A 15,417-nucleotide genomic window follows, 5' to 3' on the forward strand; every position below is an offset into this window, starting at 1 on the left:
TGGCGATGGCGGCGTCGACGCGCTCACCGGCGAGCCCGTCGGGGACGGGCAGGGAACGGCTCTCGGTCACGTGGCGTCGTGCCCCAGGGTGTCGCGTCGGTCGTGCTGCTCCGAGCGGGAGGCCCGGTCCGGCTCCGGCGCGTCGGCTGCCGTCGGCGCGGGTGCGAACGCGGCCCCGCCGTCGAGCGGCGCGGCCGGGTCGGTCCCCGCCGCGGCGGCACGCTTCGTCGACACCGTGCGGGTGCCGTCGAGGTTCACGCCGAGCACCACGAGGAGCACGAAGACCACCATGCTGATGCAGATGAACGAGTCGGCGACGTTGTAGATGGCCGGCATCATCCACGGCGTCGAGATGAAGTCGACGACGTGGCCGCGCGCGAAGCCCGGCTCACGGAACAGGCGGTCGACCAGGTTGCCGAGCGCGCCGCCGAGCAGCATGCCGAGCACGATGGCCCACCACATCGACCGGATGCGGCGGGCGAAGACGATGATGCCCACGACGACCGCGGCCGAGATGACCGAGAAGACCCAGGTCATGTTCACCGCGAACGAGAACGCGGCACCGGGGTTGCGGACGTAGAGGAACTGGAGTGCGCCGCCGAGGACGGGCACGGGTGTGCCGTACGGCAGGTGTGCGACGACGAGCGCCTTCGCGATCTGGTCGGCGGCCACCACCACGACAGCGGCGAAGGCCAGGCCCGCGATCGCGCGGGCACTGACCTTCGCCGGTGAGGTCGGACGGGACAACGTCAGTTGCCGAAGCCCTGCGCCGATGCCGGCGCGGGGGCGAGGCCCGAGGACTGCTCGCCCGAGGAGTCGAGCTCGGAGAGCTGCCCCTGGATGTAGCTCTTGAGCTGCGCACGGTAGTCGCGCTCGAAGGTGCGGAGCTCGTCGATCTTGCCCTCGAGCTGCGTGCGCTCCTGGTCGAGCACCGCGACGCGCTGACGGTTGGTGTTCTCGGTGTCGGCGATGATCTGACGCTGCTTCGCCTCGGCCTCGGAGACCAGGCGGGCGGCCTGCGCGGTGCCCTCGGCGATGAGCGCGTCGCGCTTCTCGATGCCCTCGCGGACATGCTCCTCGTGCAGACGACGAGCCAGCGTGAGCAGGTTCGTGGTGCCCTCGGTGTCCTCGTCGGCCGGGACCGTCGACACCGGAGCGGCGGCGGGGGCCGGAGCGGCGGCGACCGGAGCGGGCTCCGGTGCTGCCTCGACCGGGGCGGGCTCGGGCTCGGCGGCCGGAGCGGGCTGCTCGGACTTCTCGAGCGACGGCGCGGGGCTGGCCGACTCGGCAGCCTGCAGGCGCTGACGGAGCTCGTCGTTCTCCGCGGTCAGGCGACGGAGCTCGACGACGACCTCGTCGAGGAAGTCGTCGACCTCGTCCTGGTCGTAGCCCTCGCGGAACTTCGTCGGCTGGAACCGCTTGTTGACTACGTCTTCCGGCGTCAAAGCCATTGCCGTCACCTCAATAGAACTGCTGAACGTGTGGAACCACTTCGGGTCGGACCGAATGTACCAGTCGAACCGGGTGGCGCGGATGCCACGCGGACGCGGCATCGATCCCGACCACCGTACACCGACGGTGGGGCGGAACCGTGCCGCCCGCGCGGCGTGGCGCGTGTCGCGACGACCGCGGTCGTCAGACGACGGCGGCCAGGAAGGGCATGAGCCGCATGAGGATGATCGTCACGAGCATGACGATCGTCCAGCCGAAGTCGAGCGCGATCGGCCCGAGCCGGAGCGGCGGGAGCACCCGGCGGACCGCCCGGATCGGCGGGTCCGTGACCGTGTACACGAACTCGGACACCACGAGCAGGCCTCCGCGCGGACGCCAGGAGCGGTTGAAGCTCTGCACCAGGTCGAGCGCGAACCGGCCCCACATCACCAGGAAGTAGAGCAGCAGGACGTAGTACAGGAGCGTGAAGATCGCGGACACGGTGTGGCTCGCTCGTCTCGTGCGAGTGCCGTCCGGGGACGGCGCTCAGGGGCGGGTGCGCCTGGGACTCAGGGCTGGGCGAAGAAGTTCGCCTCGATGTCGGACTCTACCTCAGCAGGCTCACCGCTCACTGCGACGTGGGCGGGCGAGAGCAGGAAGACCTTGTTCGTGACGCGCTCGATCTTGCCGAACAGGCCGAGCGAGAGCCCGGAGGCGAAATCGATCATGCGGCGCGCGTCGCCCTCGGTCATCTGCGAGAGGTTGATGATGACGGGGATCCCGTCACGGAAGCTCTCGGCGATGGACTGCGCGTCCTTGTACTCGCGGGGGTGGACGGTGAGGATCTCGTTCATTTCCTGGACCGGGGTCGCCTTCTGTGCGGTCGTGTTCGCGCGGCGGAGCGGGGTGACCTGGGCGCCGCGCTGGTGGGTGTGCGTCTTCGTCGGGGCCGGCGCGGCGGCAGCCGGAGCTGCTGCGGGCGCGGCGGCCGGGGTCTCCGGAGCGGGAGCGGCGGCCGGGGCAGCAGCCGGAGCGGCCGCGGCCTGCTGGCGTGCGGGTGCCTGCTGCGGCTGCTCGTCCTCGTAGTCGAGTTCCTCGTCGGCGAGGCCGAGGTAGACCATCGTCTTCTTCAGCGGGTTGGCCATGGTTCCTCCGGAGGTGTCTGCTCGTGGATGCCCTGAGTCGAGGCTAGGGCGCGACCGGCCGGTTTCCCGTGATTGCGGTACCGATCCGCAGGTGTGTCGCGCCCTCGGCGACGGCGTCGGCGTAGTCGCCGCTCATGCCCGCCGAGATGTCGGTCGCCGTCGGCTCGAGCGACACCACGCGGTCGGAGACGGTGCGGAGCCGGGCGAAGGCGCGACGCGGTTCCTCGTCGAGCGGTGCGACCGCCATGACCCCGCGCAACCGGATCGTCCCCGTGGCGAGCACCCGGGCGACCATCGCCTCGACGTCGTCCGGCTGGACACCGCCACGGCCGGGGTCGTCCGTCAGGTTCACCTGCACGAACCCGTCGAGGATCCGCGGCGACGGCTCGGCTTCGGTCGGGGCGAAGGCGTCGACGACCGAGTCGCGGTCGAGCGACTGCACCACGTCGGCGTACCGGCGGACCTGACGGGCCTTCTTCGACTGCAGCTGCCCGACGAAGTGCCAGGTGAGCGGCAGGTCGGCGAGCTCCGCCGCCTTCGCCTGCGCCTCCTGGTGGCGGTTCTCCCCCACGTCCGTGACACCCAGTGCGGCGAGCTCGCGCACCAGCGAGGCCGGGTGGTACTTCGTGACGACGACGAGCGTCAGCTCGTCCACCGACCGCCCCGCGGCTCGCGCCGCGTCGGCGATGCCTGCCCTGACGGACGCAACACGCGCCTCCAGTCCGTCGTCGTGGGACGAGGCGGTCTGGAGGCGCGGTTCGGCTGCCAAGGAGACGGTTACTTCAGGAAGTCGGGGACGTCGAGCTCGTCGGCGTCGTCGTCGAAGGCCGGGTCGGCGGCGCGCTGCACCGGCGGCTGGTGCTCCTGGGAGGCCCAGGACGGGCTCGACGTGCTCGAGTCCTCGATCGCACCGGTCGACGCGGCGACGGGGACCGTCGCGCTCGACTCGGGGTCGACGTAGCTCGAGCGACGTTCCTTCTGCTGCGTGGTGGGCTCGCCACCGTCGAAGCCGGCGGCGATGACCGTCACGCGGACCTCGTCGCCGAGGGTGTCGTCGATGACGGCACCGAAGATGATGTTCGCCTCGGGGTGGACGGCTTCCTGCACGAGGCGGGCCGCGTCGTTGATCTCGAAGATGCCGAGGTTCGAGCCGCCCTGGATCGAGAGCAGCACGCCGTGCGCGCCGTCGATCGAGGCCTCGAGCAGCGGCGACGCCACCGCGAGCTCCGCGGCCTTGATGGCGCGGTCGGCGCCGCGCGACGAGCCGATGCCCATGAGCGCGGATCCCGCACCCTGCATGACGCTCTTCACGTCGGCGAAGTCGAGGTTGATGAGACCCGGGGTGGTGATGAGGTCGGTGATGCCCTGCACGCCGGCGAGGAGCACCTGGTCGGCGGTCGCGAAGGCCTCGACCATGGAGATGCCGCGGTCGCTGATCTCGAGCAGGCGGTCGTTCGGGACGACGATGAGCGTGTCGACCTCGTCCTTCAGCCCGGCGACGCCGTTCTCGGCCTGGGACTGGCGGCGCTTGCCCTCGAAGCTGAACGGCTTCGTGACGACACCGATGGTCAGCGCGCCGATCGACTTCGCGATGCGCGCGACGACGGGAGCACCACCCGTGCCGGTCCCGCCGCCCTCGCCGGCGGTGACGAAGACCATGTCGGCGCCCGCCAGGGCCTCCTCGATCTCCTCGGCGTGGTCCTCGGCGGCGCGACGGCCGACCTCGGGGTCCGCGCCGGCACCGAGGCCGCGGGTGATCTCGCGGCCGACGTCGAGCTTGACGTCGGCGTCGCTGAGGAGCAGCGCCTGGGCGTCGGTGTTGATCGCGATGAACTCGACCCCACGCAGGCCGAGCTCGATCATCCGGTTGACGGCGTTGACGCCGCCGCCGCCGACACCGACGACCTTGATGACGGCGAGGTAGTTGTGGTTCGTGGTCACGTCAGTCAGGCCTCCGGTCGAACCCTCAACCTCTACTTGAAGTTCAGGGGCAATGCTGGTAGTTGTGGTGCTGGCTCCGACGCTACGGGTGCGCTCGGCGCACTGTCGCCTCGCCACGCCGCGTGTCGCCGATCGCGCCCGGCATTTCTCCGCCGCTCACCGCTTCGCGCGGATGACGCCGTTGTCCGGGGCGGACACGTCGTACTCGACGACGACGCCGGGGTTCCTCGCCTCGTGGTCCTCGACGAGGGCGGCGAGCAGCGCGGCCTTCGCCCGCGGGTCGTCGGGACTCCCCCACACGACCGTCGACTTGTCGCGCAGCGTCAGCGTCACGTCGTCGGCCGTCGAGCCGGCGACCCGGGTGACCTGCGACCGCACCGAGGACGGCAGCGCGAGCACGACCTCGGTCATCGTGCGGAAGCTCATCGACCCGAGCTCCGCACGCGCGATGTCGGCGAGCGGCATCGTGTCCGGGCGCTTGGGCGACGACTGCACGACGATGCCCGCCGGGTCGACGAGGTCGAACGTGCTCCCCGACTTCACGGCGACGACCGGGGTGCGCTCGGTGACCGTGATGACGAGCGTGTGCGGCGGGGCTTCCTCGGTCACGTAGCTCTCGATGAGCGGGAACCCAGCGACGTCGCGCTTGATCGCGTCGAAGTCGAGTCTGGCGAGCGGCGTGCCCACCTGGTCCGACAGTGCCTGCCGCAGCGCGGACTCGTCGACGCGGTTCGTCCCCTTCACCTCGATCGTGCGGAGCGCCATGAGCGGCGAGTACACGGCGACCAGGATCGACGCGCCGAGCACGACGACGATGCCCGCCGCGGTGATCCACGCAGCACGACGGTGGCGGCTCCTGCGGGTGAACCGCCGGACCTCGGCGCGTTCGAGGAGCCGACGGCGGCGCTTCGCGATCCGTGCCTCGCGGGCGGTCTCGGCGGCGCGGACCCCGGTGCCGACGGGCGACGTGAGCACGTCGGTGACCTGGGAGTCGCCCGTCGCCGGTTCGACCCTGCGTGCGCCCTCGACCCGCGGATGCGACTCGTGGTCCTCGTCGGGCGTGTACTCGCGCAGCCGGTCGGCGACGGTGGACAGCCCGGCGCCGAAGCGGCGGCCGGCAGCACCCGCGATGGCGCCGACGCGGTCCCGCGCGGAACCGGCGGTGTCCTCGGGTGCCGGGGCGGACGTCGGGGCCGGGGCGTCGTCGGACGCGACGGCCGCGTCGGACGCCGGCCGGGCCTCCTGGCCGTCCGTCGAGCGGCCGCGGAACGGCAGCCGCGGCATCGAGGGGGCACGACGCTGCCGGAGCGCCGCGGCGTCCTCGGCCGGGGCGTCCGCGCGGGCGTCCCCCTCGTCGAATCCCTCGGGTCGCCTCACCGGGACAGCGCTCCCAACACCTGCGGGATGATCCGGTACACGTCGCCGCAGCTCAGCGTCATGATGATGTCGCCGTCCTCGGCGACCGCGGCCGCGCGGGCCGCCGCCTCGTCCCAGTCGGGCAGGAACTCGACGCGCGACTGGTCGGCGAAGCGCTCCTGCACGAGGGCGCCGGTGACGCCGGGCTCCGGGTCCTCGCGGGCGCCGTAGACGTCGAGGACGACCGTGTGGTCGGCGAGCTCCTCGTAGACCTTCGCGAAGTCCCCGGCCATCAGGCGGGTGCGTGAGTACAGGTGCGGCTGGTGGATCGCGATGATCCGGCCGTCGCCGACGACGTTGCGGGCGGCCTTGAGCGCCGCGGCGACCTCGGTCGGGTGGTGGGCGTAGTCGTCGTAGACCGAGACGCCGCGCTCGACCCCGTGCAGCTCGAAGCGGCGCTGGGTGCCGCCGAACGCCTCGAGCCCGCGGATCGCGTCGGCCGGGGCGACGCCGAGGCCGGTCAGGACCGCGAAGGCGCCGACGGCGTTGATCGCGTTGTGCCGGCCGGGCACGCGGAGGGTCAGGTGGTGCGCCTCGCCACCGGCACGGAAGTCGACCTCGACGCCGGCGGACTCGGTGATGCCCTCGATGCGGACGTCCGCGTCGACGGCCTCGCCGAAGGTGACGACCTCGGGGGCGTCCGGGCGCTGGCGGATGCCGGCCGTGACCGTCTTCGCGCCGGCGTCGTCGCTCGAGATGACGACGCGCTCGCTCGCCTTCGCGGCGAACTCGACGAAGGCCTCGGTGAACGCCTCCTCGCTGCCGTAGTGGTCCAGGTGGTCGGCGTCGACGTTCGTGACGAGCGCCACGGCGACGTCGTAGAGCAGGAACGAGCCGTCGGACTCGTCCGCCTCGACGACGAACAGGTCGCTCGAACCCGGGGCCGAGCTCGTGCCGAGGGACTGGATGACCCCGCCGTTCACGTAGCTGGGGTCGAGGCCGAGCTCGACCATCGCGGTGACGATCATGCCGGTCGAGGTGGTCTTGCCGTGCGCACCCGCGACCGCGACGAGGCGGCGCTCGGCGATGAGGGCGGCGAGGGCCTGCGACCGGTGCAGGACCGGCAGGCCGCGGCGCTGCGCTTCGAGGAGCTCGGGGTTGTCCGGCCAGAGGGCGCTCGTGACGACGACCGTGTCGGCGTCGGCGAGGTTGGCGGCGTCGTGCCCGATGTGCACCGTCGCGCCGAGGTCGCGCATCGCACCAGTGGTGTCGGTCTCACGGGCGTCGCTGCCGGACACCCGGTGGCCGGCCGCGAGGAACATCCGCGCGATGCCGCTCATGCCGGAGCCGCCGATGCCGACGAAGTGCACCGTGCCGAGGTCGTCCGGGATCGGCTGCGTCAGGTCCGGCTTGATGGTCATGCTTCCTCCGTGGTGCTGGCGGGGCGGGGCGCGTCCCCGGTCCCGTCGGGCGCGTGCCCGACTCCGTGCTGCGTGTGCTTCGCCGCGTCGAGGACGAGGTCGGTCATGCGGTCCGCTCCGTCGCGGTGGCCGACACTGCCCGCGCGGACCGTCATGTCCGCGATGCGGGAGCGGTCCTGCAGGATCGTCAGGAGCTGGAACGTCACCCAGTCCTGGTCGAATTCCCCGTCGGCGACGAGCACCGCGCCGCCGGCGTCGACGACGTCCTTCGCGTTGTGCCGCTGTTCGCCGTTGCCGACCGGGTACGGCACGAGCACGCTCGGCAGCCCCACGGCGGTGAGCTCGCAGACCATGCCGGCGCCGGAGCGCGACACCACGAAGTCGCTCGCCGCGTACGCCAGGTCCATGCGGTCGCAGTAGGGCAGCACGTGGTACCCGTCGAGGTCGCTCGGCCCGATGTCCGACTTCGCACCGACGACGTGCAGCACCTGCCAGCCGGCACCGACGATGGCCGCCGCCGACCGGTTGACGGTCCGGTTGATGCTCCGGGCGCCCGACGACCCACCGGTGACGAGCAGCACCGGGCGGTCCGGGTCGAGTCCGAACTCGGCGAGGCCCTCGGCCCGCGACGCTCGACGGTCGAGCGACTCGATCTCGCGGCGCAGCGGCATGCCGACGACCCGGCCGTGGCGCAGCCGCGTGTTCGAGAAGGTCAAGCCGACGTGCTCGGTGAGGAACGCCGCGAGTCGGTTCGCGAGCCCGGGCTTGGCGTTCTGCTCGTGCACGACGATCGGCGTGCCGGTCCGCCGGGCTGCGATGTAGGCGGGTGCGGCGGCGTAGCCGCCGACCCCGAGCACGACCTCGATCCGCTCGTCGCGGATGAGCTGTTCGGTCTGCCTGACCGCAGCGGCGAACCGCTGCGGGAACCGCAGGGCCGCACCGTTCAGGCGGCGCGGGAACGGCAGGCGCGGGATCGTCCGCAGCTCGTACCCGCGCATCGGCACGAGTCGGGACTCCAGGCCCTCGGCGGTGCCGAGCACGAGCACCTCGGCGTCCGGCACGCGGTCGGTCAGGCGGTCGGCGACCGCGAGCAGGGGGTTGACGTGGCCGGCGGTGCCGCCGCCGGCGAAGAGGTACTTGCTCACCGGAGTCGTCCGTTCGTGGTGGTGCCGTCGAGGGGTGCGGTCGTCGGCCGCGGGTCGTGCTTGCCGGGCAGGTCGCGCGCGAAGGACAGCACGACGCCGATCGCGACGAGCGTCATGATGAGCGCCGACCCACCGGCGGAGATGAGCGGGAGCGGGACGCCGAGCACGGGCAGCAGCCCGAGCACCACGGCGATGTTGACGAGCGCCTGGCCGATGATCCACGCCAGCACGCCGCCGGTGACGGTCTTCACGAAGGGGTCGCGCGACTGGCGGATGACCTTCATCATGCTGATGGCGAGCACCACGAACAGGGCGAGCACGACGATCGCACCGATCAGCCCGAGCTCCTCGCCGATGATCGCGAAGATGTAGTCGTTGTCGGCCTCGGGCAGCCACGACCACTTCGCCTTGGAGTTGCCGAGCCCGACGCCGAAGACGCCGCCTGATGCCAGCGCCCACATGCCGTGCACGGGCTGCCAGCAGAGGTCCTGGAACGCGTTCGAGTCGGTGCAGCCGGACAACCACGCGTCGATGCGCACCCGGCGGGAGCTCGACGCCATCGTGACGAACGGCAGCATCACCGCGAAGGCGAGGACCCCGACGAGCAGGTGCCGCGCGCGGGCACCGCCGACGTAGAGGGCGCCGAGGACCAGCAGGAGCATGATCATCGCGGTGCCCTGGTCGCCACCGAGGACGACGAGCCCGAGCGACACCATCGAGGCGATCCCGATCGGGATGAAGACCTCTTTCCAGTCGTCGAGCTTGTCCCGCTTGACGTACATGATCGCGCCGATGCCGAGCGCGAGTCCGAGCTTGACGACCTCGGACGGCTGCGCGGTGAAGGACTCCCCGATCTTGATCCAGTTCCGGTTGCCCTGGATGTCCAGACCGAGCGGCGTGAAGACGAGCAGCTGCAGCACGAGGGCTGCTCCGAGCAGTCGCATGGCCCACTTCCGCCACCAGCGTGCCGGCACGCGACTCGCGATGAGCATGAGCGGCACGCCGAGCACGGCGTACAGCCCCTGGCGCGATGCCGCCCCGAAGAAGTCGTGGGTGGCGGCGTACTGCTCGACGCTCGACGACGACAGGACCATGACGACCCCGAAGACGACGAGGAACAGGGTCACGCCGAGGATCGCGTAGAAGGTGCCGGACTCGGCGACGAAGACGTTCTTGACGGCGACGATCGCGCCGTTCGTCCGTCGGGACGTCCCCGTGGGCCGTGCGTTACGGCTGTTCGGGAGATCCGTCGGTGTGGTCGCCATCCGCGTCTCCTCCCAGGTGCTCGTGGACCGCCGCCGCGAAGCGCTGCCCCCGGTCGGCGTAGGAGCCGAACTGGTCGAACGACGCGGCCGCCGGGGCGAGGAGGACCGTGTCGCCCGGCCTCGCGACCGATGCGGCATGCCGGACCGCCTCGGGCATGACCTGATCAGTGTCCGTCGTCTCCACCTGGAGCACCGGCACCGTGGGCGCGTGTCGCGCGAATGCCTCGAGGACCGGCGTGCGGTCGGTCCCGATCACGACGACGGCGCGGACGTCGGGGCCGAAGCGGGCGACGAGCCCGTCGACGTCGACGCCCTTGAACAGGCCGCCGACGATCCACACGACCGTGTCGAAGGAGGCGAGCGACGCCGTCGCCGCATGCGGGTTCGTCGCCTTCGAGTCGTCGACCCAGGCGATCCCGCCCGACTCGGCGACGCGCTCGGTGCGGTGGTGGTCGGCTCGGAAGGCGCGCACGGCGCCCTGGATCGCGTTCGGCTGCACGGTGCCGGCCCGGGCGAGGGCCGCTGCGGCGAGCACGTTCATCGTCATGTGCGGGCTGGCGAGCCCGGCGACCTCGAGGTCGGCGAGGGTCGCGAGCTCGAAGGCGCTGTTCCGGCGGTCCTCGGTGAAGGCTCGGTCGCAGAGGACGTCCTCGACGATGCCGACGTCACCGGGTGCCGGCACACCGGGCGTGAAGCCGACGGCCCGGCAGCCCTCGACCACGTCGGCCTGCTCGACCATGTGCCGGGTGACCTCGTCGGTCGTGTTGTAGACGCACGCCATCACGGTGCGCTCGTAGACCTTGGCCTTGGCGGCGCGGTAGGCCTCGGCGGAGCCGTGCCACTCGAGGTGGTCGTCCGCGATGTTCAGGCAGGCGCTCGCGAGCGGCACGACCGCGCCGTCGCCGGAGGTCGCCATGTAGTGCAGCTGGTGGCTGGAGAGCTCGACGACGAGCACGTCGTAGCCGTCCGGGTCGCGGACGACGTCGAGCACCGGCACGCCGATGTTGCCGCAGGCCACCGCCCGCAGCCCGCCGGCCTCGTACATCGCCGTGGTGAGCTGCGTGGTCGTGGTCTTCCCGTTCGTGCCCGTGATCGTGATCCACGGCGCCGCGACCGGGCCGCGGACGACCTTGTCGCGCACGCGCCAGGCGAGCTCGATGTCGCCCCAGACGACGCTGTTCGCCACGGCCCACTGCACGGTCGGGTTGTGCGGGGGCAGGCCCGGCGACACGACGACGACGTCCGGCGCCTGCTGCACGAGGGCGTCCGGCACCGCGTCGAGCGGCGTCTGCACGAACCGCGCGCCGATGACGTCGAGGAGCTCGACGCTGTCCGACGGCGCGTCGGTCGAGTAGACCGTCACGGCGCTGCCGAGCTCGACGAGCGTGTCGGCCACCGAGAACCCGGTGGCACCGAGGCCGAGGACGGCGACGTCCAGTCCCTTCCACCCCTCGGCGTACCAGCTGTCGAGCGAGGCGAGACGGTCAGCCGACACGGGCGATCCATTCGAGGTAGAAGAGGCCGACACCGGCGGCGACGAAGAGGCCGGCGATGATCCAGAAGCGGACCACGACGGTCACCTCGGCCCACCCCTTCAGCTCGAAGTGGTGGTGCAGCGGGCTCATCAGGAAGATGCGCTTGCCGTGCGTGATCTTGAAGTACGCCCGCTGCAGGATGACCGAGCCGGTGACGATGAAGAACAGGCCACCGATGAGGACGAGCAGCAGCTCGGTGCGGCTGAGGATCGCGAGACCCGCCAGTGCTCCGCCGAGACCGAGCGAGCCGGTGTCACCGAGGAAGATCTGCGCTGGCGACGTGTTGTACCAGAGGAAGCCGATGAGCCCACCGCAGACCGCGGCGGCGACGACCGCCAGGTCGAGCGGGTTCGACACCGTGTAGCAGGCGTCGGCGGCCCGCTCGTCGAGACGCGCTCCGCCGCAGAGCTGGTTCGACTGCCAGAAGCCGATGATGACGTACGAGCCGATCGCCAGGGTGCTCGACCCGGTGGCGAGGCCGTCGAGGCCGTCCGCCACGTTCACGCCGTTCGACGTGGACACGGTGAGCAGCACGATCCAGGCGAGGAACAGCACGGTGCCGATGACGGTGCCGAGCGCCATGAAGTCGAGCCACGGGACGTCGCGGATCGCCGAGATCATCGTGGACGCCGGCGGCTTGCCGTTCGACGTCGGCACGACGAGGGCGATCGTGGCGAAGATCACGCCGACGATGACCTGGCCGAGGACCTTGGCCCAGCCGCCGAGGCCGAGACTGCGCTGCCGCCGGACCTTGAGGAAGTCGTCGATGAAGCCGACGAACCCGAGCCCGACCATGAGGAACAGGACGAGCAGGCCGGACAGCGTGACCGAGTCGCCCCCGACCAGGTGCCCGACGAAGTACCCGATGACCGCACCGATGATGAGCACGATGCCGCCCATCGTGGCGGTCCCGCGCTTGGTGTGGTGCGACTGCGGACCGTCGTCACGGATGAACTGTCCCCAGCCGAGGCGGTGGAACAGCTTGATGAAGAACGGGGTGAGCAGCAACGTGAACACCAGCGACACAGCGCCGGCGACGAGGAGCGCGATCATTTGGTGACACCTCCGAGGCGGTCGCCGAGGAATCGCAGTTCGGCAGACTTCGAGGACTTGACGAGGACCACGTCGCCGGGGCGGAGCATGTCCTGCAGGGTGTGGACGGCGTCGTCGACGTCCTCGATGTACACGGACTCGCCGTCCCACGATCCCTCGAGGGTGGCGGCCTGGTGGATGGGCATCGCGCCGCGGCCGACGACCACGAGCTGTCCGATGCCGAGGCGGACGACGAGCCGACCGATGCGGTCGTGCTCCTCGACGGAGTACTCCCCGAGCTCGGCCATCTCGCCGAGCACGGCGACGGTCCGCTCCCCCGGACGCACGATCTGCGCCAGGGTCCGCAGCGCCGCCGCGGTGGAGTCGGGCGACGCGTTGTACGCGTCGTTGATGACGGTCACGCCCTCGGGGCCGCCCTGGAGCAGCTCCATGCGCCAGCGCTCGGCACGCGTCATCGACGCGAGCGCCGCGGCGCCGTCGGCGAGCGGGACGCCCCACTGATGGGCGACCGTGAGCGCGGCGGACGCGTTCATGGCGTGGTGCTCACCCAGGATCGCGAGGCGCACGTCGACGTGATCCGGGCCTCCCGGTCGGCCGCCGTCTGCAGACGGGTCGTCCGCTGGTACGGGAGGCGCGGTGAGGGTGAAGCGGGTGCCGCTGCGGTCCGTCTCGATGCCGGTGATGCGGTAGTCGGCGTCCGCCGACGTGCCGAAGCCGACCACCTGGGCGGCCGTCAGGTCGCGCATCGACGCGACCCGGTCGTCGTCGACGTTGAGCAGGGCGGTGGCGGTCGCGGGCAGGTCGGTGACCATCTCGGACTTCGCGCGCTGCGTCGCCTCGATGCCGCCGAACTCGCCGGCGTGCGCCAGGCCCACCTTGAGCACGACACCGGTGTCCGGCTCGGCGATCGAGACGAGCTTGGCGATGTGGCCGACGCCGCTCGCCCCCATCTCGACCACGAGGTACCGGGTGTCGTACGTGACGCGGAGCATCGAGATCGGTGCGCCGACGTGGTTGTTGAACGACCCCTGCGGCGCGACGGTCTCGCCGTGCTGCTCGAGGATCGTGCGGAGCATGTTCTTCGTGCTCGTCTTGCCGTTGGAACCGGTGATGCCGACGACGCGCAGGGGCGCCGGGCGGCCCTCGGCGTCGACCCGGTCGGCGGAGGCCGTCCGGACGCGCGTGACGACCTCGTGCGCGAGCGCGGCGAGGGCGGCGTACCCGTCGGCGACGACGATCTGCGGCGCGGTCGTGTCGACGCGCTCGGGTGTGATCACCAGTGCTGCGCCGGCCTCGGTCGCGGCGGGCACGAAGCGACGTCCGTCGGTGACCTCGCCGGGCAGGGCGAAGAAGACGCTGCCGGGGCGGACCAGGCGCGAGTCGGTCTCGACCGAGCCGTCGACGACGAGGTCGCCGGGCTCGGCGACGTCGGTCGCCTGGGCACCGCCGATCAGCTCGCCGTCGACCGCGCGGGCGATCTCGGCGAGGGTCAGGGCGATCATCGGATGTCCTCCGCCGGGCCGGCGTTCGGCTCCCAGCCGGCCTCGCGCAGGGCCGCACGGGCCTCGTCGCGGGCGGAGTACGGCGTGCGGACGCCCTGGATGTCGCGGTAGTCCTGGTGGCCGGGACCGGCCCAGAGGATCGAGTCGCCCTCGCCGAGCAGGCTCACCGCCTTGCGGATCGCCGCCTCGGGCGGACTCACCTCGTACAGCTCGTGGTCCGGGTAGGCCTCGCGTGCGGCGTCGACCAGGGTCTTCCGGATCGACGCGGCGTCCTCGAAGCGGGGGTGGTGATCGGTGACGACGAGGACGTCGCTGCCGGCAGCTGCCACGCGCGCCATGTCGCCGCGCTTGGTCGTGTCGCGGTCGCCGTCGGCGCCGAACAGCATGAGGACCCGGCCGGCCGTGAACTGGCGGACCGCGGCGAGGGTGTTCTCGAAGGCGTCGGCGCTGTGGCCGAAGTCGACGTAGACGCTCGGGCCGTGCTCGCCGGACACCCGCTCGGTGCGACCGGGCAGGTAGCACTCGATCGCGGACACCGGACGGTCGTCGCCCTGGTCGGCGTACTGCCGGTGGTTCGTCTCGAGCGCCTGGGCGATCGCGCCGAGCTCGAAGCCGCCCTCGACGAGCATGACGATCGCCAGCGCGGCGTTCGCGGCCATGTGCCAGCCGATGAGCGGCACGCGGGTGGTCAGCTCGCGGCCCTCGGGACCGGTCAGGCGGAACTCGGTGTACGCGGCGTGCGCCTCGACGATGTCGACGTGCCACTCGGCCTCGACGTCCGGGTGCACGGTGATCGTGGTGACCGGGATGCGGGAGTCCTGCACCACGCGGTGGCCCCAGTCGGTGTCCAGCGAGACGACGCCGCGACGGGCGTGCTCGGGCTGGAACAGCGGGAGCTTCGCCTGGTAGTACTCCTCCATGTCGGCGTAGTCGTCGAGGTGGTCGTGCGACAGGTTCGTGAACGCCGCGACGTCGAAGACGATCCCGTCGACCCGGTGGCGGCTGAGGGCCTGCGCGCTGACCTCGACCGCGACCGCGCGCACCTCGCTCTCGCGCATCCGGGCGAGGAGCGCGTGCATCTCGCTGGCCTCGGGCGTGGTCAGGCGGCTCGTGACGCTGAGCGAACCGATGTGGCGCTCCGCGGTCGAGCTGAGGCCGGTGACCAGGCCGAGCTGCTTGAGGATCCCCTCGAGGATGTACGACGTGCTCGTCTTGCCGTTCGTGCCGGTGACGGCGAACAGCTGCGGCAGGTCGGTCGCCTCGTCCGGGTGCGTGCGGTAGACCCAGGCCGCGACGTCGCCGAGGGCGGCGCGCGGGTCGTCGACGACGAGCACCGGCAGGCCGGAGGGCTCGACGAGTGCGACGCCGTCCTGGTCGGTGAGGACCGCGACGGCACCGCGCTCGGCGGCCTCGGTCGCGAACTGCGCACCGTGGCGGTTGGCGCCGTGCACACCGACGAACAGGTCGCCCGGCTGCACCTCCGTGGCGCTCAGGGTGACACCGGTCGTCTCGACGGCGTCGACCGAGCCGACGACTCGCATGCCGAAGGCGTTGGCGAGTTCGGCGACGGCCCTCGGGGTCGGGTGTTCGGGTCGGAGGACCGGGGGGATCCGTGCGGACAAG

14 protein-coding genes are annotated in these 15,417 nt (G+C 71.6%); all 14 read right to left on the minus strand.

Going from position 1 to position 15,417, the window contains the following annotated elements; all coding sequences use genetic code 11:
- Positions 1-66: 66 nt before the first annotated feature.
- The 14 genes from lspA to BIU97_RS07295 all read right to left on the minus strand — a co-directional run bounded on the left by lspA (position 67) and on the right by BIU97_RS07295 (position 15,416).
- Entirely contained in the window at positions 67-747 is a 681-nt protein-coding gene (lspA, locus tag BIU97_RS07230) for a signal peptidase II (protein WP_083404574.1), read from the minus strand.
- A 2-nt stretch (positions 748-749) separates the two neighbouring features.
- Positions 750-1,451 carry a DivIVA domain-containing protein gene (locus BIU97_RS07235; protein ID WP_071297318.1) on the minus strand — a complete coding sequence of 234 codons (702 nt, stop codon included), beginning with the start codon at positions 1,449-1,451 and terminating at the stop codon, positions 750-752.
- A 184-nt stretch (positions 1,452-1,635) separates the two neighbouring features.
- Complete coding sequence (locus BIU97_RS07240; RefSeq protein WP_071254551.1) at positions 1,636-1,932, minus strand: YggT family protein; 297 nt, start codon at positions 1,930-1,932, stop codon at positions 1,636-1,638.
- Positions 1,933-2,000: 68 nt separating this feature from the next.
- Positions 2,001-2,576, minus strand: a complete 576-nt coding sequence (locus tag BIU97_RS07245) for a cell division protein SepF (protein WP_071254549.1) — start codon at positions 2,574-2,576, stop codon at positions 2,001-2,003.
- 43 nt (positions 2,577-2,619) lie between these two features.
- On the minus strand, positions 2,620-3,345 hold the full coding sequence (locus BIU97_RS07250) for a YggS family pyridoxal phosphate-dependent enzyme (RefSeq protein WP_071254547.1): 726 nt from the start codon (positions 3,343-3,345) through the stop codon (positions 2,620-2,622).
- Between the two features lie 8 nt (positions 3,346-3,353).
- Positions 3,354-4,517: a cell division protein FtsZ gene (gene ftsZ, locus BIU97_RS07255; RefSeq protein WP_071254545.1), complete on the minus strand. Its 1,164-nt coding sequence runs from the start codon at positions 4,515-4,517 to the stop codon at positions 3,354-3,356.
- A gap of 156 nt (positions 4,518-4,673) precedes the next feature.
- Positions 4,674-5,894 carry an FtsQ-type POTRA domain-containing protein gene (locus BIU97_RS07260; RefSeq protein WP_139195939.1) on the minus strand — a complete coding sequence of 407 codons (1,221 nt, stop codon included), beginning with the start codon at positions 5,892-5,894 and terminating at the stop codon, positions 4,674-4,676.
- Positions 5,891-7,294, minus strand: a complete 1,404-nt coding sequence (murC, locus tag BIU97_RS07265; RefSeq protein ID WP_071297319.1) for a UDP-N-acetylmuramate--L-alanine ligase — start codon at positions 7,292-7,294, stop codon at positions 5,891-5,893. Before murC ends, BIU97_RS07260 begins: the two co-directional genes overlap by 4 nt.
- The gene (gene murG / locus BIU97_RS07270) at positions 7,291-8,439 is read right to left on the minus strand and encodes an undecaprenyldiphospho-muramoylpentapeptide beta-N-acetylglucosaminyltransferase (RefSeq protein WP_254782934.1); all 1,149 of its coding nucleotides are present in this window, start codon (positions 8,437-8,439) and stop codon (positions 7,291-7,293) included. Before murG ends, murC begins: the two co-directional genes overlap by 4 nt.
- Complete coding sequence (gene ftsW / locus BIU97_RS07275) at positions 8,436-9,704, minus strand: putative lipid II flippase FtsW (RefSeq protein WP_071254540.1); 1,269 nt, start codon at positions 9,702-9,704, stop codon at positions 8,436-8,438. Before ftsW ends, murG begins: the two co-directional genes overlap by 4 nt.
- Positions 9,667-11,199 carry a UDP-N-acetylmuramoyl-L-alanine--D-glutamate ligase gene (gene murD, locus BIU97_RS07280; protein ID WP_083420845.1) on the minus strand — a complete coding sequence of 511 codons (1,533 nt, stop codon included), beginning with the start codon at positions 11,197-11,199 and terminating at the stop codon, positions 9,667-9,669. Before murD ends, ftsW begins: the two co-directional genes overlap by 38 nt.
- Entirely contained in the window at positions 11,189-12,292 is a 1,104-nt protein-coding gene (gene mraY, locus BIU97_RS07285) for a phospho-N-acetylmuramoyl-pentapeptide-transferase (RefSeq protein ID WP_071297321.1), read from the minus strand. Before mraY ends, murD begins: the two co-directional genes overlap by 11 nt.
- Entirely contained in the window at positions 12,289-13,794 is a 1,506-nt protein-coding gene (locus BIU97_RS07290; protein WP_071297322.1) for a UDP-N-acetylmuramoyl-tripeptide--D-alanyl-D-alanine ligase, read from the minus strand. The genes mraY and BIU97_RS07290 overlap by 4 nt, the downstream gene beginning before the upstream one ends.
- Entirely contained in the window at positions 13,791-15,416 is a 1,626-nt protein-coding gene (locus BIU97_RS07295; RefSeq protein ID WP_071256198.1) for a Mur ligase family protein, read from the minus strand. Before BIU97_RS07295 ends, BIU97_RS07290 begins: the two co-directional genes overlap by 4 nt.
- Position 15,417: the final 1 nt, after the last annotated feature.

It is taken from the genome of Curtobacterium sp. MCBA15_009 (assembly GCF_001864895.1).
Lineage (GTDB): Bacteria > Actinomycetota > Actinomycetes > Actinomycetales > Microbacteriaceae > Curtobacterium.

Bases quoted from the DNA above. Each gene is read 5' to 3' on its own strand.
- BIU97_RS07235 (WP_071297318.1), bottom strand. From the start codon at position 1,451: ATGGCTTTGACGCCGGAAGACGTAGTCAACAAGCGGTTCCAGCCGACG.
- BIU97_RS07245 (WP_071254549.1), bottom strand. From the start codon at position 2,576: ATGGCCAACCCGCTGAAGAAGACGATGGTCTACCTCGGCCTCGCCGAC.
- murC (WP_071297319.1), bottom strand. From the start codon at position 7,294: ATGACCATCAAGCCGGACCTGACGCAGCCGATCCCGGACGACCTCGGC.
- ftsW (WP_071254540.1), bottom strand. From the start codon at position 9,704: ATGGCGACCACACCGACGGATCTCCCGAACAGCCGTAACGCACGGCCC.
- mraY (WP_071297321.1), bottom strand. From the start codon at position 12,292: ATGATCGCGCTCCTCGTCGCCGGCGCTGTGTCGCTGGTGTTCACGTTG.
- BIU97_RS07290 (WP_071297322.1), bottom strand. From the start codon at position 13,794: ATGATCGCCCTGACCCTCGCCGAGATCGCCCGCGCGGTCGACGGCGAG.